Genomic DNA, 18,885 nt, shown 5'->3' with positions numbered 1-18,885 from the left:
GGGATCGGTGGCTCCGCCTTCAAAATTGGGGGCAAAATTGCATATGCCGGCTGTGCCGTAGTATACGGCAGGCTTTGCCCATCCATGTTACCCGGTAAGATGGATGGGCTTTGTTGTCTTGCGCCTTGCCGGGCGCAGCGGCCGGTGGGCCGGGCCCGTCATGGCGGGCCCGGGTGTATGGTTTGTGCCACCAAACAAATTGGGGGCATTTTTATGTGGAAAAAACTTGGTTCGATTCTTCTTTCTCTCACCCTGGTCCTGGGAACGGTGTCCGTGGCGGGGGCCGCCGGGGAGACTGTCGGCTCCTCCATCGAGGTGGAGACCGCGCTGCTCGACGAGGAAACCCTGCCGAGGGTGCAGGCCTCCCCAAAAGCGCAGGCGCGTGTGGCCGCCGCGCTGCCGGTGCGCGGGCTGACGGTGCGCTTTACCGGGAGCGGGCATGCCGGCTCCTATACCTTTACCCTGCAAAGGAAGGGCAGCGGCACCATCCTCGATTCCGTCGAGACAAGCGGCGGCACCTCCGCCGTCTTTTTGCAGGCGGACTTTAGCCTGGCCGGGCCCGAAACCTTTGTCATCACCGCAACGGCCAACGTGCCCGCGGCGCAAAGCGGCTTCCATACCGCCGGGCGGATCACCAGGGAATACACCACCGGCTATGTCTGCGGGTGTGATTCCAGCGCGCAGGGCGGCTACTTTTTCGGGGACGGCTCCCCGGGCAACCCGTTTTTGATTGCCTCCCCCGCCCAGCTCGCACACATCGAGCAGCACAATGCCAGTAGCCTTAAGCAGGTACAGGACATCGCGCTTGGCGGGACATGGACGCCCATTTCGTCCTTTGGCGGCGTTTTCGACGGGAATGGTTGTTCCATCAGCGGCCTTCGGATCACCGACGCCTCCCTCTCCAGTGATGCCGCGGGGATGTTTGCCAGTGTCTCGGGAAGCGGCTGCATCGTCAAAAACGCCGCCTTAGTTTCCCCCTATGTCGCCGTATCGTCCGCCCATGCCGGCTCCCTCGTCGCCCAGCTGAGCGGCGGCGCCGTCCTCCAGGATTGCACCGTCACCAACCCGACGGTACAGGCAAGCGGGGAATGGTATAAAGTGGGCGGTCTGGTATCCAATGTCTTTTCCGGCAGCGCCCTGCGGTGCAAGGTCATCGGCGGCACGGTGAAGCAGCTGCATACCTACGGCACCGCCGGGGGCATCACCGGTTACAGCAAGGATTCCTCCTTCGTCGAATGCGCCTCGTCCGCAGCCAACACCGCCGCCTACACCGGAGGGATTTCCGGATACGCGGAAGGGTCCATCGTCCTGCAAAACTGCCGCTGGACGAGCCCCAGCCACGCCGTCTATCTCTATGGTTACGGGAATTACACCCCCAACAGCGGCGGCAGCTTCGGCAACTCCCAGGTCGGCAGTATCGGTTAACCATCCCGCAAGGGGCCGCATAGCGCTGCTATGCGGCCCCTTGTTTTCGATTGCTATGAAAACAATGATCCGCTCATTCATTTCATAGTATATTGCGTTTTGAGAGCGGGCGAATTATGATTTCTACAGAAGAACGGAAAGGGTGGTGCTCCCATGAAAATCACAAAAATTGATCTGCTCCTCGCAAAACCGGTCGAGCTCGGCTGGACCCCGCCGCTCTGCCGCGTGTATACCGACAGCGGGATCTACGGCGACGGCGAGGCGGCCCTCTCCTACGGCGGCGCGCAGCGCGCCGCCGTAGGGATGCTGCAGGACCTCGCCCGGCGGCTGATTGGCCTGAACCCGCTCGAGCACGAGGCCGTCTGGCAGAAGCTCTACCGGGACTGCTTCTGGGGACGAAACGGCGGACCGGTCGTTTTCGGCGGGATCAGCGCCCTGGATATCGCTTTGTGGGACATCAAGGGCAAGGCCTACGGCGCGCCGGTGCACGAGCTGCTGGGCGGCAGGCAGCGCCAGAGCCTGCGCGCCTATGCCAGCCAGCTGCAAAACGGCTGGGACGGCAAGCCGGCCAGGAAGCCGGAGGACTATGCGCGCGAAGCCAAAGCCGCGGTGGACAAGGGTTTCGACGCGGTGAAGATCGATTTCTTTAACTTCAAAGAGGATGCGGGCCGCTTCACCGACGCCGAGCGCACCGGCCTGCTCGCCCCGCGCCAAATGCAGATGCTGCGCGCGCGCATCGCCGCCACCCGCGAGGCCGTCGGCCCTGGGGTGGACATCATCCTGGAGAACCACTGCTACACCGACGCGCAGTCCGCCGTGCAGATGGGCAACATGGCCAAGGAGTACGGGATATTCTACTTTGAAGAGCCCACCACGCCCCACGCCGAGCTGCTGCGCTATGTGCACCGGGAGACCGGGTTGCCCATCGCCAGCGGCGAGCGGATCTATTCGCGCTGGCAGTACAATAAGTGCTTTCGTCAGGACGCGCTGCAGATCGCGCAGCCGGACATCGGCACCTGCGGCGGGATCACCGAGGCGAAGAAAATCTGCGACCTGGCCTATATCTACGAGGCCGGCGTGCAGTTCCACGTCTGCGGCAGCCCCCTGCTGACGGCGGCCTCCCTGCAGCTGGAATGCGCCATCCCGAACTTCGTCATCCACGAGTACAACGTGAACACCATCGGCCCCAGGATGCGCGCGCTGGCCGTTTTCGACTACCAGCCGGTGGACGGCCAATACACCGTGCCCGACCTCCCGGGGATCGGCAACGAAATTTCCGATGCCGCCTTTCGGGACGGCGAGGTGGTCACCATCGGATGACCCGCCGCGAAAAGCCCTCCTGCCGGCATGCCGGCAGGAGGGCTTTTATGCTTTTTATGCGCGCTGCGCTTTTTTCATTTAGCGGATTCTCGACCCGTTGGGCACGTCGTGGTCGATAAAAACCACCCGCACGTCACTGTCCCCGGCGTCAGCGGCGAGGATCATGCCGTTCGACTCCACCCCACGCAGCTTGGCGGGCTTTAGGTTGGCCACCACGACCACCTTTTTGCCGATGAGGTCCTGCGGCTCGTACCACGGGTGGATCCCCGACACCACCTGCCGGCCGCCCTGCCCGTCGTCGAGCTCCAGACGCAGCAGCTTGTCGGCCTTGGGCACCGGCTCGCAGGCAGTCACCTCGGCCACCCGCAGCTCGACCTTCATAAAGTCGTCGATGGTGATGATCCCGGGGACTTCGGCCTTCGCTTCCTTCTCCTCGGGCTTGGCCTCTGCCTTGGGCGCTTCCAGCGCCGCCTTGGCCGCCGTCTTCTGGGCCTCCACCAGCGCGTCGAGCTCCTCGAGCTCCTTCTTGGCATCGATCCGCGGGAAGAGCGCCTCGCCCTTGCTGGTCGTCACATCCGGCGGCAGCAGCCCGAACTTCCCGGCGCTCTCCCAGGAGGAGATTTCCTCCCCGGCCCCGATCTGGCAAAGGATCCGGGGGCCTGTGGCGGGCATACAGGGGGTGATCAGGATCGCGGTGATCCGAATGCACTCCAGCAGGTTATACAGCACGCTCGCCAGCCGCGCGCGCTTCCCTTCGTCCTTGCCCAGGCTCCAGGGCATGGTCTCGTCGATATACTTGTTGCAGCGGCTGACCAGCTTAAAGATTTCTGTCAGCGCGACCGGGAACTGCATCCCGTCATAGGCCGCCTCGACCCGCGCGCAAAGCCCCTGCGCCAGGGCGGTCAGCTCGTCGTCCAGCGCGTCCGCTTCCCGCTCGGCGGGCAGGGTGCCGCCGAAATATTTCCCCGCCATCGACACGGTGCGGGACACCAGGTTGCCAAGGTCGTTGGCAAGGTCGGAGTTGATCCGCCCGATGAGCGCCTCGTTGGAGAAGACGCCGTCCGAGCCGAAGGGGATCTCCCGCAGCAGGAAGTAGCGGATCGCATCGGTGGAGTACCGCTCGCAGAGCAGGAACGGGTCGACCACGTTCCCCTTGCTCTTGCTCATCTTGCCCCCGTCCATCAGCAGCCACCCGTGGCCGTAAACCTTCTTGGGCAGCGGCAGGCCCAGCGCCATCAGGATGGCCGGCCAGATGATCGCGTGGAAGCGCATGATCTCCTTGCCCACCAGGTGCACGTCGGCAGGCCAGTACTTGTCAAAATCATCGTATTTTTCGTTTTCGTACCCGAGCGCCGTGATGTAGTTGGAGAGCGCATCCACCCAGACGTAGACCACATGTTTTTCGTCGAAGGTCACCGGGATGCCCCACTTGAAGGTGGTGCGCGAGACGCACAAATCCTCGAGCCCGGGCTTGATGAAATTATTGACCATCTCGTTAAAGCGGGCTTGCGGCTCCATGAAATCGGGGTGCTCCTCGTAGTATTTCACCAGCCGCTCGGCATAGGCGGACAGGCGGAAGAAATAGGCCTCCTCGTGCGCCTCGGCGACCTCGCGCCCGCAGTCGGGGCACTTGCCGTCGACGAGCTGGCTCTCGGTCCAGAACGCCTCGCAGGGGGTGCAATACTTGCCGACGTACTCGCCCTTGTAGATGTCCCCCTGCTCGTAGAGGCGCCGAAATATTTTTTGCACCGCTTCGACGTGGTAGTCGTCGGTGGTGCGGATGAAGCGGTCGTTGGAGATTTCAAAGCACTCCCAGAGCTTTTTGAAATTGGCGACGATCCTGTCGACATACTCCTTGGGGGTGACCCCGGCCTCCTTGGCCTTGTCCTCGATCTTCTGGCCGTGCTCGTCGGTGCCGGTAAGGAACATGACATCAAACCCCTGCATTCGCTTATACCTCGCCATAGCGTCCGCCGCGACGGTGCAGTAGCCGTGCCCGATATGCGGCTGCCCGGACGGATAATAGATCGGCGTGGTGATGTAGAATGTCTTGCTCATTTTACTTTCCTCCAAATTCGGTTTGATGCGGGGGCTGCTTGCAGCTGTTTTGTTATTTTACCACTTTTGCCCTGATAATACAACCTTTCCCTGACGGAAGGCGGCGAAATTCCATCCCCCGCCGGGAGGGCGAAAAAACAAAAAAGACCGCTAGCAAGGACTGCTTGGGGCCTTTTTTCTCGCCAATTTTTCCAGTTCCTTCATAATCCGAACCAGCAACTGGTAATGTTACCCTAATTATACCCTTTTCTGGCGGGTTTTGCAAGGAAAACGGACAAAATCCACCCCCTTCCCGCCCGGTACAGACCGCCAGCAGTCCTTGCTAACGGTCTTTTTCTCTGCCCCAAATCAGGAGGGGTCCCCTTTGAAAAAGCTGATGATTGCCGTCTGCCTGCTGATCCTGCTCGCCTGCCCGGCGCGCGTCCACGCCGCGGCGGGCTTGAGCGTCGAGCTCCTATCGGGCAAAGAATGCGACTACGGGCTCAATATTCCTTTCACCCGCTCGCCGCGCACAAAGGACTACACCTTCGAGGTTTATCCCGGTGCCTCGGCCGCCGGCTCCCCCATGGTGCAGGCCCGGGTCACGATCACCGCCGCCGGGCAGGTCACGGTCCATCTCCCCTGCGCCGTCGATCCCGCAGGTCCGGCGGACTATACGCTGAAGGTCACCGCCCATGTCGCCCCCGGCCGCGCGGGGCTGGACCGAGAGGGGACGCTCAGCAAAACCTTCACCACCGCCCCCACCTGCGGCTGTGCCGCCGGGACGGCCGGGGCCTTCTACGCCGGAAATGGCACCATGCAAAGCCCCTACCGGGTCAGCACCCCGGCGCAGCTGCAGCATCTGAACCGCCACTTGGATGCGGGGCTTTGCTTTTTGCAGATCAACGACATCGACCTTACCGGCTACGACAGCGACGGCAACGCCGCCAACGGCAACTGGACGCCGATCGGCATCTCCTCCGCCCTCTTCTCCGGCACCTACGACGGCGGCGGTTACACCGTCAGCCACGCCACCTGCTCACTAACGCAGAATTATCCCGGGCTGTTTGGCCGCAACAGCGGGACTATCCAAAACCTCGGTGTGACCGACTCCTCCTTTTATACTTCCAGAGACAACGGCGGCGTCCTTTGCGGCCTCAGCACAGGCTCCATCGATCGCTGCTATGCTCAAAACTCGTCCATTACCGTCGGCGGCCTCACCGCCGGCGGACTGGTCGGCTATTATTCCGGTGGCCAGAAGGTCAGCGACTGCTACACCATCTCCTGCACCGCAAACAACTCGGGCAGCTTTTCTGGAGGGCTGGTCGGCGCAATCGACTCAGGCAGCATCCTGCGCTGTTACTCCTTAGGCTCCACCGTATCCGGCCCCGCTTCCGGCGGGCTCATCGGCGGCGTGCAGCCCAACAGCGGCGGGACCGCCTCCATTTCGGGCTGCTACTGGCAGAGCGCCAGCGCCTCTCACGCCTTCGGCCTGTCCAACGCCGGCGGGCTGGATGCGGGCTGTGTGCAGCTCGCCGCCTCCGGCTTCGCCACAGCCTCCAACCTGCCCGCCCTCTCCATCGGGCAGGAGGGCAGCGCCTGGGAGCTCCTGCCCGGGGCCTCCCACCCCACCCTCAAGGTGTTCCAGACCCACTGAACCGGGCTGAAAGCACAAAGCCGCGCACGGCAGTATCCCCTGCCGTGCGCGGCTTTGTCAGGTATCGTTGCGGATAAACTCCCGGATGTTCTTGTTGCGGTACACCAAATCCTCACGGGACGTGAACCCGTTCGCCTCCCAGAACCGGTTGCCGTCCCGGTTGCGTCCGAACACGACGAGCGCGACCTTGTTGATCCCTTCGCGCTCCAGCGCATCGAACGCGGCGGCGAGCAGCGCGCTGCCGATCCCCTGCCGGCGCTCGGGGACGGCGACCGCCGTGTGGTAGATGTAGCCCCGGCGCCCGTCGTGCCCGCTCATGATCGCGCCGACGATCCGTCCCTCCTTCTGCGCGACGAAGCAGGTCCCGGGATTGCGCCGCAGGTACCGCTCGATCCCCTCGCGCGAATCGTCGAGGTTGTTGAGTCCCATTCCCGGCGTGTCCAGCCACAGCCGGTAGACTCCGTCGTAGTCGTCCGCCGTCATTTTCCTGATCTCCATGTTATCCACCCTCTCATTTCTTGACCGCCTTCTGAAAGCTGATCTCCCCGGCGAAGGGCGAGAAATAGATGCCGCTCACCTTTTTGGGGGTCACATAGTAGCTGGTCTGATAATAAAGCGGCACCAACACCGCATCCTGATAAAGCAGCTCCTCGGCCTCCTTGCAGGCGGCGAGCAGTTCCTCCTTGCCGCGGGCCTTTTCGGCCCTCTCGAGCAGCGCGTCGTAAGTTTTGCTTTGGTACCCCGCCAGGTTGCGCCCCGAGCTGGAGCGGAAGTCCGCGAGCATCTCCTCGGGCCGGGAGGAGGCCGGGCGCATGGGCAGGATGGCGATCTGGTACTGCCCGTCCTGCACCAGGGCGCTCAGCTCATCGAGCGGGTGCTGCTCCATGTTGACCACCAGCGCCAAATCGTCCCGCCAGCTCTTTTGCACCGCCCCGGCGGTCATCGGGTGGGAGGAGCCCTCGGCAGTCAGCAGGGTGAGCACCGGCGGCTCCCCGGCCTCCTGTAGCGCCCTGGCCCAGCTCTCTTTGGCCTCCTTGGGCCGGTAGCTGCCCTCCCGCGTAAAGCCGGCCAGCTTGCGGTAGCTCTCCGAGTAGATCGTCAGCGATGGGGGCAGGAAGGTGGCCGAATCAATCAGGTCATTGCCCAGCAGCGGCGCAAAGGCGGCATGGTTTACCGCCCCCGCAAGGGCCTTGCGGGCGTTGCGGTTTTCTAAAAACGGCACCCGTTGGTTGAAGACCATCACCCAGACGATATCCTCGAACTGCTCATAGTTTATCTGCTGCGTCCTCAGCTGCTGCAGCTCGTCATAGCTGAGCACCGCCGCATCGGTCTTCCCGCTTTGGAAGCGCCGCAAATGCTCCTGCCCGTCTGTGACGCTGAGCGTCACCCGCGCGGGATAAGTCTCCTGCGGCGCGCGGTAATCATCGCTCTTGCGCAGCTGGATGTATTCCTCCGGCTCCCAGAGCCGCACATAGAAGGGCCCGTTATACAGCAGCATGTCCGCCGACAGGCCGTAGCGGCCCTTGGTCTCGGTGAAAAACACCTCGTTGCAGGGCATGGCGGCCGTCGAGCAGAGCAGCTCGGGCAGCTGGGGGGCGGGGTATTCCAGCGTGATTTCCAAGGTGTAGGTCCCCGTCGCCTTCACCCCCAGCGCGGAGGGCGGCATGCTGCCGCCGAGGATCGCCTGCGCATTTTTCAGGCAGAGGAAATCGTCGGCAAACGGGCTTTGATAATCCCGGTTATAGAGGCGCTTGAGAGCGAATTCAAAATCGTTCGCAGTGATGGGGGTCTGCGCCTCGTCCGACCAGTGCATCCCCTCGCGCAGCTGGAAGGTGTAGACCAGCCCGTCGGCCGAAATCCCATAGCTCTCGGCGGCGGCGGGTACGGCTTTGCCCTCCTCATCGTAGCAAAACAGCCCCTCGAAGACGTTGCGGATGACCATCTTGGCGTCCTCCCCGTCGGCGTACTGCGGGTCCAGGTTGGTGATCACCGTGGAAATATCATAACGCAAGGCGGCCCCTGTGCCGTCGCTGCAGGCGGCCAGAGGCAAGATTAACGAGAATATCAGAAATAAAGACAGGATTCTTTGCAGATACTTCTTCATGCCCTTATTATAGCATGCGGCTTGTCGAAAGCAATGAACCGATTGTTAAATCGGGTCGGACCGGCATGGTAGTTTGTGGGGGCAGCGAGCTCCACCTTTCCGCCGGCCGCAGGCTGGGGTTCGCCCGTACAACGGCGCCCCAGCCCGCAGCCGGGCAAACCCTGCGGCCGAGGGGAAACCCCTTGATAGGGTTTCCCCTCGCAAAAACCTCCCACTGGGAGCTTTTTGCTCCCTTCCTGATCCTTGGAAAGATTTCGTCACGGCGAGTATCAGCAATCCGGAAAAGTCGCGGGCTCTGCCCGCACCCGCCCAAAGGGCATGGCGCCGTCGGCGCCTTGGCCCCTTGGGAATCCTATTTATCCGCCTTACTGCCACTCTTCCTGCGGCACCGGCTTCCCCTCCTCCAGCGAGCGGCGCACATCCAGCACCCGCTGGTTGCGGCTGCCGGCAAAGCGCTTTTCGAGGGTGCGCTCGGCCAGGATAAACCGTCCGTCGATCAGCACGTCGCAGAGCTCCAGGAGCTCTTTCACCGGCGGCCGGCTCTTCCCCATCTCCACCAACTCCTCAAAGGTGTACCCGCTGTAGGAGCAAAGGTGCAGCCCCTTCCCCTTGACCAGCTTCGCCAAGGGGAGCAGCGCCTCGGCCTGGCAGAAGGGCTCGCCGCCCGACAGGGTCACTCCCGAAATAAGCGGGTTCTTTTCCATGTGGGTGAAGATTTCCCCGGCGCTCAGCGCCTCCCCCCCCTCGAAGGGGTGGGTCTGCGGATTGTGACATCCCTCGCAGTGATGGGGGCACCCCTGCACGAAAACGGTGAAGCGCAGCCCCAGCCCATCCACGATCGACTCGGGCACCAGCCCCGCGACCATGATCTTCTTTTCCTCCATCCCTCTTCCTCCGAATAAAACGGGGCGGCCCGGCGCCCATGCGGGAACCCGGACCGCCCTCAATCATTTTTTACAGGGCCACGCTGTGCTTGACCCGGTCGTGTTCCTCGGCGCGCTTGGCGTTGTTGAAGCGTTCCACCGTCCCGACGAGGTATCCGGTGATCCGGCGGATCCGCTCAAAGTGCGGGCCCTCCTCCTCGGCGCGGTGGCAGTGGGGGCACTCGTCCCCGATGATCCCGGTGTACCCGCAGACCGGGTCCCGGTCCACCGGATGGTTGATCGACCCGTAGCCCACGCCGCTCTCCTTCATGCAGCGCACGATCGCCTCGAAGGCGTCGAGGTTCTGCAGCGGGTCGCCGTCGAGCTCGACGTAGGAGATGTGCCCGGCGTTGGTCATCGCATGGTAGGGTGCTTCGATCTTAATCTTGTCAAACGCCGAAATTCCGTAATAGACCGGAACATGGAAGGAATTTGTGTAGTATTCCCGGTCGGTCACCCCTTCGATCACGCCGTAGCGCTCCCGGTCGAGCTTCACAAACCGTCCGGAGAGTCCCTCCGCCGGAGTGGCGATCAGGGTGTAGTTGAAGCCGGTCTCCCGGGTGTAGTCGTCCATACGCTTGCGCATGTAGCCCACGATATCCAGCCCCAGGTTCTGCGCCTCGGGGCTCTCGCCGTGGTGCTTGCCCACCAGCGCCTTGAGGCATTCGGCCAGCCCGATGAAGCCCAGCGTCAGCGTGCCGTGCTTGAGCACCTCACCCACCGTGTCCTCGGGGCCCAGCTTGTCCGAATCCAGCCAGACGCCCTGCCCCATCAGGAAGGGGTAGTTTTTGACCTTCTTGCCCGCCTGGATTTTGTAGCGCTCCATCAGCTGTTCGGCGATGAGCTGGATCTTGTCCTCGAGCATCTCGAAGAAGAGGTCCACGTTGCCCCCCGCCTTGATGGCCAGCCGCGGCAGGTTGACCGAGGTGAAGCTCAGGTTCCCCCGCCCGTTCACGATCTCGCGCGACGGGTCGTAGTTGTTGCCGATCACCCTCGTGCGGCAGCCCATGTAGGCGATCTCGGTCTCGGGATGGCCGGGGCGGTAGTACTGCAGGTTGAAGGGCGCGTCGAGGAAGGAAAAGTTCGGGAACAACCGTTTGGCCGAAACCTTACAGGCGAGCTTAAAGAGGTCGTAGTTCGGCTCGCCGGGGTTGTAGTTGACCCCTTCCTTGACCTTGAAGATGTGGATCGGGAAGATGGCGGTCTCGCCGTTGCCCAGCCCCGCATCGGTCGCCATCAGGATGGAACGGATCACCAGCCGCCCCTCGGGCGAGGTGTCCATGCCGTAGTTTAAGGACGAGAAGGGGATCTGCGCCCCGGCGCGGGAATGCATGGTGTTGAGGTTGTGCACCAGCGCCTCCATCGCCTGATAGGTCGCATCCTCGGTCTCGGCCTTGGCCTCCTTCTCGGTAAAGCGCAGCACCTTGCCGGCCATGCGCTCGTCGCAAAGCTCCGCGAGCTTTGCGAGCAGCAGCTTGCCGAAGCCGTTGCCGTTTTCCAGCAGCGGGCTCTTGCCGCTCTCCTCCTCGATGGCCCGGATCAGCTCCTTGGCCTTTTTATGCGGCTCCTCACAGTCGACCAGGATTTCCAGCGCCTTGCCGAGGTTCTGGATATACTGCTTGCGGTAGGTCTTCGCCACCCCCTTGGCCATGGCGTAATCGAAGTTGGGCACGCTCTGCCCGCCGTGCTGGTCGTTCTGGTTCGACTGGATGGCGATGCATGCCAAGGCCGCGTAGGTGCGGATCTCCCCCGGCTCGCGCAGGAAGCCGTGCCCGGTGCAAAAGCCCCCGGTAAAGAGCTTGTCCAGGTCGATCTGGGTACAGGTGGTAGTCAGGGTATAGAAGTCCATGTCGTGGATATGGATGTCCCCGTCCGCGTGCGCTTGGGAAAACTTTGGGTTGATGATGAACATCTGATAGAACTGCTTGGCGCCCTCGCTGCCGTATTTGAGCATAGAGCCCATCGCGGTGTCCCCATCGATGTTGGCATTCTCCCGCTTGATGTCGTTGTCCTTGGCATCCTTGAAGGTGATGTCCTCATAGATTTTCATCAGCTTGGTGTTCATCTCCCGCACCCGCGAGCGCTGGGCCCGGTAGATAATGAACTCCTTGGCGGTGCGCGCATGGCCGCTGTCCACGAGCACCTCCTCCACCGTATCCTGGATATGCTCCACGCTCGGCGTGGTCGCCCCCTCCTCCTCGAGGCGGCGCACCACCTCTTTTGCGAGCTCCAGCGCCGTGTCAAAGTCCTGCCCGCCCAGCGCCTGCGCCGCCTTGAAGATGGCCTGCGCGATCTTCTGGATGTCAAAGAGCACCGTTCTGCCGTCGCGTTTCACAATCGTCGTAATCATTGCCGCAATTCCCCTTTGTCTTAGTAAAGCCGGTTTCCCCGTCTAAAATTCTCCAAATGATATTCTACCTCCCGGCACCTACTTTGTCAACGGACAAACCATACATTTTGATATTAAATTTTTATATAACCACAATATATTGTGGATAGCGGCTATACGGCTGGTATAAAGCCCCTCCCATTTTATGTCTGCTCCCGGACGGGATTCGTCCCAAAACGGCATGGTATCACGCCGCGGGGCAGCTTCCACCGATAGCGGTCAACCGCAAAAAAATTTATCCCAACCACCATATCTTGGGGGTGTCCGTCATAGCCCTTCCAGCGCCCCGCCCTCCCGGCCTCCCGCGCAGCCCAAGGGGAGCGCCGCCCGGCGGCTCCCTTCTCCCGAATCCGTGTGGGAATCTACCCGCGGCAGAACCTGGCTGCCACAGGCAGCCCAAACGCGCCTTGCTGCCTGTTCGATTCCCGTACGGGCAAAAATAAAAAAGCCATCCGAGGATGGCTTTTTATTTTTGGTGACCCGTGCGGGAATCGAACCCGCGATACCGCCGTGAAAGGGCGGTGTCTTAACCTCTTGACCAACGGGCCAGGCTGTCCCGCCATGTCGGCAGGCATATATGAAAAAAACCGTTTGACACGGTTTTATTCGCATGGTAGCGGTAAGTGGACTTGAACCACCGACACTTCGGGTATGAACCGAATGCTCTAGCCAACTGAGCTATACCGCCATATGTTTGTCCGTTTTTCAGAACGAGTATTATTATACCCGAAAAAGCGCTTTAAGTCAACGTCTTTTTTACAAAAAATTTTCCAATCTTTTTTCGCTTTGTCCCAGCGTCAAGAGAGCGAAAACGGGGCCCTGCCGCGGCCCCGTTTACCCTGTGATCATATGCAGCACCAGGATCCCGATCACCCCCGGCACCCCATAGAGCACCGACGTGATTGCCGAAAAGAGGTTGAAGGTCACCCCCAGCGAAAAGGTGCCCGACAGGAGGCTCACCACCCCCAGCGAGCCCAACCCGCTGACCGCGCTGAGCAGCAGCCCCCGCACCAGGATCCGCTGGCGGATCAGCGCGGTGAGCATAACGATTGCCGAGACCAGTAAGAATCCCCCAAGATAAATGGTGTCCAGCATGTTTTGCCTCCCCGTTGTCATTTTTCGTCTTTCAAAGGGTCACGCAGTCGGGCAGCCGCTCCCGTGGCACCGTGAGCCCGTCCTGCTTGGCCAGCTTGATCAGGTAGCGGTACCGCGCCATCAGCGCGTTCTGCTCGTAGATGATCGACTCGAGCAGATCGTCGTCGCAGACCAGGTCGAAGCGCGCGCTGCTCTCGCGCAGCTGCCGCAGCACCTCGTCGATGTCCTCCAGGATGGGGCTGCGCACCACTCTGAGCCTGCCTGCCGCGTCCTTTGGCGTCCCCTCGCCCTTGGCGTTTAAAGAAACGAATCTCAAACAACAACCCGTCCTTTCGTTATCCATTCTATTTGCAGTTTTGGCATTTTATTCCGCCTTATGCAAATATGGGATAAAATGGAAGTCTCATAGAAAGAGAAGGCTCTCCCGGGCTGACGCCCGCCGGGAGAGCCTTTGTTTTCTGCCTAGTCCAGCTAATCCAGCACATAGACGTTGACGTACCGCACCCCGTTGAGACAGCTTTCGGTGTAGCTGTCATAGAACAGGTCGAGATCGATGCTGCCGTCGATCAGCCCGGTGCCGGTGTCCGCCGCGATGGCGTAGCCATAGACGAAGGAATTGTCGGGCGAGGCGATGTACAGCTTGGTGCCGTAGGGGATTACCTCGGTGTTCACCGCGACGTGGCCCGCCACGGCGTACCGCCCGCTGGCCGTCTTGGTGCCGGGGCGCGCGCTGTAGCCGGTGGCCTTCTGCTCGGTGAGCAGCCGGGTATAGCCGACCGGCGCGCCGCTTTCATCCATCTCATAGCCGAAGTCCAGCGGCGAGACCGCCGCCGCGGCGCCGACAAGCACCTCCTGCGCGACGGGCTCGGCCACCACGCGGGTGGAGACCTCCTCCTCGCTTTGCAGCTGGCCGTCGCAGAGCTTCTGGGAGTAGGTGGTGACCTCCTTGCCGTCCTGCCCAGGGGTCAGCACCTTGGTCTGCCCGGGGCGCAGCAGGGAGGTTTTGGTCGCAACGGTCTCGAAGGGGATTTCCCGCTCCTCGACCCGGGTGGTAAAGTCCACCCGCTGCACGACGACATGGTCGTCCTCGCACAGCGCGCGCTTCATCGGCAGGTTTACCTTGTCGCTGCCGTCGAGGGTGATCCCCTCGCTCTGCAGCAGGTCGGCCACCGTCTTGTCGGCCACCTGCAGGGTCCTGGTCTCCCCGTCGGCCGTCAGCTTGACCGGGAAGGCCCGCTTGATCTCGACCTCGGCCGTGCTCGAGGTGAAACCGGAAAACTCGACGACGTCGCTCCCCGAGACTTCGATCCCTTCCTTTTGCAGAAGGTCCTCAACGTCGTCGCTCATGGTGTAGGCGAGCGTGACGCTCTCGCCGTCGCGGATGTACACCGCGTGCGTCAAATCAGATATTTCATAGATTGTAAATGCCATTACTACCGCCAGCGCACCTACTGCAAAAGCACGGGAGCGCAGGGCCTTGCAGGCGCTCAGTGCTTTTCGTAATATGCTAACCATAAACCGCTCCTTTTTTGAAAGCAGCCTCGTTGGGCGCGCGCGGGCTTTCACCGCGCTTGCTTTCGCTCTTGTTGTGAATAATCTGTCCGGCAGGTTCTCCCGCTTTTGGATTTGGGAGCCCGCCACACTAACTATTTTTACCAAGGCAGTTGCCATTATATTCAACCCGCAAATTTTTGTCAAACTTCCGGTACTTGTCCGAAAACGGCATTTTGAGGGACACTTTGTCCAAAACCGGCCCAAATTCCAGAGAGATCACCAAAGGCTTTCTGTATGTGGCAAAAAAAATCATGAAGTTTTCACGAATTTCACAATTTGGAATATTTTAACATTTTCTTCCTTTTCGACCCGCACCTTATGATTTCGCCAAAAGCTGATCACAAAGCCATTTAAGTCAGCCTGAACCGCCTCGATTTTTTCCAGTCCCAGTCGATTTCCAGTTCTTCGCGGACGAGCGCGGCTTGTACAGTATCCGCCCTTTACGTACAAAGCGGCCCGGCCCCTGCCACCCAATGGGCGGCAGGGGCCGGGCCCTTACCTATATATATGCAATTTTCTACACAAAAAACGAACCCGTCAATGCGTATAGTCCAAAAGCCTAATGCCTTCCCCCAAATCTTTTGCGATCAATTCCTTCATCTTTTTGGCGAACGGGCAGGGGTAGCCGATCGGGGTCCCCTTCTGGACGCAGCTCGCAAAAGCGACCGTATCGGCTCCCCTTTTGACAAGCTCCCGCGCCCGCAGCACGGCTTTCTTCCCCGGGCAGCCGCCGCAGCCGATGAACCCGATGATTTCTATCTCCTCCGATACGCCTTGAAAGGCCCCGGTCTTTTCTTTGATTGCGCGAAAGTCCGTTGTACCCGGGCAGTAGTCCTCTGTTTGCAGGCACCGAATAATTCCCAGTTTCATGGTCCTACCCTCCTTTTTTCGTTACAGCTCCCCGGCGGCAGCCGGGGCCTCCTCCGTCTCTCCCTGGCGCAGGTCGCTGCGCCCGAAGAGCACCAGCAGGCAGCCCAGCACGCACAGCAGGATGACCAGGATCAGCGGGTAAACCTGGTTGGAGTCGCTGAGCGCCCCGATGATCGACCCGAAGGGCGCCGAAACGCCCAACACGATGACATAGAGCATGCCGAACACCTTCGAGCGGTCGTGCTTATCCACAAAGAGGGTGAGCAGCGCATCCTTGCGCGGCATGACGAAGGCGTAGGCCACCGCCTCGAGCGGGATATAGATGTAAAGGCCAATGAGGCTCTCGCGCGCCAGGATCAGGCTGACGAAGCCCACGATGTAGATGAGCAGCCCGATGATCATCACCGGCTTATAGGGCAGGGAGTTGATCCAGTGCTGCACGCCGAACATGAAGAGCAGCAGGATGGCCGCGCGCACCAGCGGCACATAGCCCACAACGGCGTCGGACACGCCGAGGGTATTGGAGATGTAAAGGGAAAAGAAGTTGTTGCAGACCACTGTGATCACGTTGGCGATGATCACGATCGCCAGCAGCAGGAAGGTCGCGGGGGTCTTAAAGATGATCCCCAGCACCCCGCGGTAGCCGGCGAACATCTTGTAAAGCGGGATGTCGCGCGTCTCCGCCATACGGCGTTTGCCCATCTCGGTTTCATGGTCGAAGTGGTAGAGCAGCAGGATCTTCATGCTGATGGTCACGGTGGCGATCCCGTAGATGACCCGCATGGTGGGCACCAGGTCGTAGCGGTCGATGAAGAAGATGGCGATCGGCGCCAGGAAGGTGGTCAGCAGCTGGATGACCTGAAGTCCGCTGAAGACCAGCGAAATCTTGTCCGGCTCGCAGTCCTCGCCGATCAGCCCGTTCCAGGCGTTGTTCGAGGCCTGGAACAGCCCGTAAAACCCCTGGGCGATGACGAAGTACCAGAAGTTGTGGGCCACCGCCATCAACAGGGCCGAGGTGACGTAGGCCACCGCGTCGAAGAGCAGGTTGCTTTTTCGCCGCCCGATCTTGTCGGTGACCATTCCGCCGATGAAGGAGCTGGCCATCTGGGAGATCAGCCCCACGGTGACCACCGTGCCGATCTGCGAGTCCGAAAGCCCCAGCTCCTTCATATAGAGGGAGGCGAAGGGGGTGTAAAGGGAATAGACGATCATCTGGAACGGAAGGGTCAGGATACAGTACTTCGCGTTACCTTCGATGCTCAGCAGCTCGTCGAGAAACCGGTTCCGGCGCAGCAGAGCGGAAATTGCCTTCATGTTGACCACCCTTTACCTAATAGAATTGTTCCATCGCTGGCGGGACCCGCCGTCCCGAGCGCGGCGATGGCGATGAGCATACGCCCCTCCAAAGGTATCTAATCTTTTTATATCAATATAGCACATATTCTCCTCTGCGCCTATCACTTTTTCCAGCGGGATAAAAATTTTTCGCCTTTCCGCCGGGCCGCTCCCGGCAGATGACAGGGCGCGCGTGCGGTGGTATAATGGTGACAGCAAGCCGCCGCTGCCGCGCGGCCAACATCGAAAATGGGAGGTAGGGTATCCATGCCGATGAAGAAACTGAGCCTGATCGACCCGCCCGGGGCCGAGGGCGTCCACCACAAGCTGCCGCCGGAGGCACAGAGCGACCTTTCGGTGGATTTTATCTGCGCCGAGGTGAGCGACAAGCCGGCAGAGCGCGCGCTCATCAAGAGCCTACTGACCGGCAACCTGACGCCCGACCCGCGCGCGGTCGAATACCGCTGCGCCATCTTCGAGGACGTCTACCGCTTCCCGGGGCTCTGCGAGCGGGTGCAGGAGCTCCTGGACAAGATCGACTTTCTGCGCAGCTACGGCAGCTTCCTCAAGGAAAACGAGGAGGCCTCCAGCCTGTGGGAGCTGATCCACCGGCTCAACGAGATCGGGGACTATATCGTCTGCATCGAGGAGCTCTATGACTGCCTTTGCGGGGAGGAGCTGCGCTCCGAGGGACTCTGCCTGCTGCGGGACTATGTGCGGGAGATCTACGAGGACAGCGGCTTTGCGCATCTCAAGAAGGACATCGCCGCGCTCAAGCAGGATACCGAGCGGATCCGCAGCGTCACGCTGGGGGTCAACCTCAACGAGCGGTACGAGCCCAACGGGGTAGGGATCATCTCGGTCAACAGCCGCAGCTTTCAAAAAACGGGGATCATCTCCAACTTCTGCGACTTCCTGGGCCGGGAGGACGACATCCAGGATTCGCTGGAGGTGAAGCCGGGGGCCGCCATCCGCGCGGTGAAGGACGAGAACAAATTAAACCGCAAGAAGGTTTTGAAGCCCCTGATCCCCACCCTGCCCGAGGACCCCGAATCGGGGGATTTGATGAACGTGCTGGACCGGGTCGTCAGCCACATGCTCGCGGGGACCACCAAAAAGCTCAAGCGCATGCTCTCCGAGCATGTGGAGATCAGCAGCTATGTCATCACCTCGCTGATCCCCCAGTTCATGTTCTACGTGCGCTTTGCCGCGTACATCCGGAAATGCCGCTCGCAGGGCTTCGCCTTCTGCCGCCCGCAGGTCAGCGGCGAGGGCGCGCGGGACATGCAGGCCGAGGGGCTCTATAACCTCAAGCTCATCAAGGGGGCCAGCGAGGGGGAGGGCCCCGCCTCGATCGTGCCGAACGATCTCGACTTTTGCGCGCAGCACCGGCTGTATATCCTGACCGGGGCCAACCGGGGCGGGAAGACCACCCTCACCCAGGCGGTGGGGATCGCCTTCCTGCTGGCGCAAAACGGGATCTTCGTTCCGGCGCAGAGCTTTCGCTTCTCCCCCGCCGACAACATCTTCACCCACTTCCCGGCGGACGAGAACAAGACGATGGACCTCGGGCGCCTGGGCGAGGAGGCCAAGCGCTTCCGGGAGCTGTATACGCAGGCGGGCGCGCACAGCCTCATCCTGCTCAACGAGTCCTTCTCCTCCACCTCCTTCGAGGAGGGGTTCTACATCGCCTACGACGTGGTGAAATCCTTAAAGCTCCTGGGGGCCCGCACCATCTACAACACCCATATGCACAAGCTGGCCCAGCAGGTCGACGAGCTTAACGGCACGGTGGAGAGCGACAGCCAGGCGGCCAGTCTGATGATGGGGGACCAGAGCGGCAGCCGCTCCTACAAGGTACATGTGGCGCCTCCCGAGGGGCGCAGCTATGCGCAGGACATCGCCCGGAAGTACGGCGTCACCTTCGAGCAGCTCACCGGGCGCGCATAGTCTTTTGCCGCCCAATGTATACATCCCGGGGAAAGAAAAAAGCACCGCTCTGGCGAGCGGTGCTTTTTGTAATACTATCTCTTGGAGAACTGGGGCGCGCGACGGGCCGACATTTGCTTCGCAAACATCGGTGCCCCCGCTCGCTTACGCTCGGGGATGGCAAAAAGCAACCCGTCGCAAAAAAAGAACCACTCTGGCGAGTGGTTCCTTTGAATGATTATCTCTT

15 protein-coding genes and 2 tRNA genes are annotated in these 18,885 nt (G+C 61.1%); 5 read left to right on the top strand and 12 right to left on the bottom strand.

Translation table 11 applies throughout. The annotated features are described in order from the left end of the window. Window positions 1-213: 213 nt before the first annotated feature. Both EDD78_RS10500 and EDD78_RS10495 read left to right on the top strand, forming a co-directional pair. Window positions 214-1,425: a hypothetical protein gene (locus EDD78_RS10500; RefSeq protein WP_132084899.1), complete on the top strand. Its 1,212-nt coding sequence runs from the start codon at window positions 214-216 to the stop codon at window positions 1,423-1,425. Window positions 1,426-1,578: 153 nt separating this feature from the next. Further along, a complete protein-coding gene (locus EDD78_RS10495) occupies window positions 1,579-2,745 on the top strand; it encodes a mandelate racemase/muconate lactonizing enzyme family protein (RefSeq protein ID WP_132084898.1) in 1,167 nt (388 codons plus the stop codon). 78 nt (window positions 2,746-2,823) lie between these two features. Here the strand turns inward: EDD78_RS10495 and metG are convergent, their stop codons facing one another. Further along, on the bottom strand, window positions 2,824-4,803 hold the full coding sequence (metG, locus tag EDD78_RS10490; RefSeq protein ID WP_434059182.1) for a methionine--tRNA ligase: 1,980 nt from the start codon (window positions 4,801-4,803) through the stop codon (window positions 2,824-2,826). Between the two features lie 364 nt (window positions 4,804-5,167). On the opposite strand from metG, the gene EDD78_RS10485 reads away from it, so the two are divergent. After that, window positions 5,168-6,439 (top strand): hypothetical protein, encoded by a 1,272-nt coding sequence (locus EDD78_RS10485; protein WP_132084896.1) that lies wholly within the window; start codon window positions 5,168-5,170, stop codon window positions 6,437-6,439. 57 nt (window positions 6,440-6,496) lie between these two features. On the opposite strand, the gene EDD78_RS10480 is transcribed toward EDD78_RS10485, so the two are convergent. From EDD78_RS10480 to EDD78_RS10440, 9 genes are all read right to left on the bottom strand, one after another. After that, window positions 6,497-6,937, bottom strand: coding sequence for a GNAT family N-acetyltransferase (locus tag EDD78_RS10480; RefSeq protein WP_132084895.1), 441 nt, complete (start codon window positions 6,935-6,937; stop codon window positions 6,497-6,499). 13 nt (window positions 6,938-6,950) lie between these two features. Further along, window positions 6,951-8,450, bottom strand: coding sequence for a peptide ABC transporter substrate-binding protein (locus EDD78_RS10475; RefSeq protein WP_165873197.1), 1,500 nt, complete (start codon window positions 8,448-8,450; stop codon window positions 6,951-6,953). A 458-nt stretch (window positions 8,451-8,908) separates the two neighbouring features. Further along, window positions 8,909-9,427 (bottom strand): anaerobic ribonucleoside-triphosphate reductase activating protein, encoded by a 519-nt coding sequence (gene nrdG, locus EDD78_RS10470; RefSeq protein WP_132084893.1) that lies wholly within the window; start codon window positions 9,425-9,427, stop codon window positions 8,909-8,911. Between the two features lie 70 nt (window positions 9,428-9,497). After that, the gene (locus EDD78_RS10465; RefSeq protein ID WP_132084892.1) at window positions 9,498-11,816 is read right to left on the bottom strand and encodes an anaerobic ribonucleoside triphosphate reductase; all 2,319 of its coding nucleotides are present in this window, start codon (window positions 11,814-11,816) and stop codon (window positions 9,498-9,500) included. Between the two features lie 512 nt (window positions 11,817-12,328). Then, window positions 12,329-12,403, bottom strand: a tRNA-Glu gene (locus EDD78_RS10460). A gap of 63 nt (window positions 12,404-12,466) precedes the next feature. Beyond that, window positions 12,467-12,543 (bottom strand) — tRNA-Met (locus EDD78_RS10455). 146 nt (window positions 12,544-12,689) lie between these two features. Further along, window positions 12,690-12,950: a pro-sigmaK processing inhibitor BofA family protein gene (locus tag EDD78_RS10450; RefSeq protein WP_165873196.1), complete on the bottom strand. Its 261-nt coding sequence runs from the start codon at window positions 12,948-12,950 to the stop codon at window positions 12,690-12,692. Window positions 12,951-12,981: 31 nt separating this feature from the next. Then, the gene (locus EDD78_RS10445) at window positions 12,982-13,266 is read right to left on the bottom strand and encodes a DUF2508 family protein (protein WP_159448933.1); all 285 of its coding nucleotides are present in this window, start codon (window positions 13,264-13,266) and stop codon (window positions 12,982-12,984) included. Between the two features lie 155 nt (window positions 13,267-13,421). Then, a complete protein-coding gene (locus EDD78_RS10440) occupies window positions 13,422-14,381 on the bottom strand; it encodes a resuscitation-promoting factor (protein WP_159448932.1) in 960 nt (319 codons plus the stop codon). Window positions 14,382-14,427: 46 nt separating this feature from the next. On the opposite strand from EDD78_RS10440, the gene EDD78_RS14030 reads away from it, so the two are divergent. Beyond that, window positions 14,428-14,826 (top strand): hypothetical protein, encoded by a 399-nt coding sequence (locus EDD78_RS14030; protein ID WP_165873195.1) that lies wholly within the window; start codon window positions 14,428-14,430, stop codon window positions 14,824-14,826. 215 nt (window positions 14,827-15,041) lie between these two features. Here the strand turns inward: EDD78_RS14030 and EDD78_RS10435 are convergent, their stop codons facing one another. Both EDD78_RS10435 and EDD78_RS10430 read right to left on the bottom strand, forming a co-directional pair. Then, complete coding sequence (locus EDD78_RS10435) at window positions 15,042-15,374, bottom strand: CGGC domain-containing protein (RefSeq protein WP_079698636.1); 333 nt, start codon at window positions 15,372-15,374, stop codon at window positions 15,042-15,044. Between the two features lie 21 nt (window positions 15,375-15,395). Next, complete coding sequence (locus EDD78_RS10430) at window positions 15,396-16,688, bottom strand: MFS transporter (protein ID WP_132084890.1); 1,293 nt, start codon at window positions 16,686-16,688, stop codon at window positions 15,396-15,398. Between the two features lie 288 nt (window positions 16,689-16,976). Between EDD78_RS10430 and EDD78_RS10425 the strand changes: the two genes are divergently transcribed. Then, a complete protein-coding gene (locus EDD78_RS10425) occupies window positions 16,977-18,659 on the top strand; it encodes a MutS-related protein (protein ID WP_165873194.1) in 1,683 nt (560 codons plus the stop codon). Window positions 18,660-18,885 lie beyond the last annotated feature (226 nt).

The sequence above is a fragment of the Harryflintia acetispora genome (genome assembly GCA_004340125.1).
Taxonomy (GTDB): Bacteria; Bacillota; Clostridia; order Oscillospirales; family Ruminococcaceae; genus Harryflintia; species Harryflintia acetispora.
This window is presented reverse-complemented; position numbering and strand designations above follow the sequence as displayed.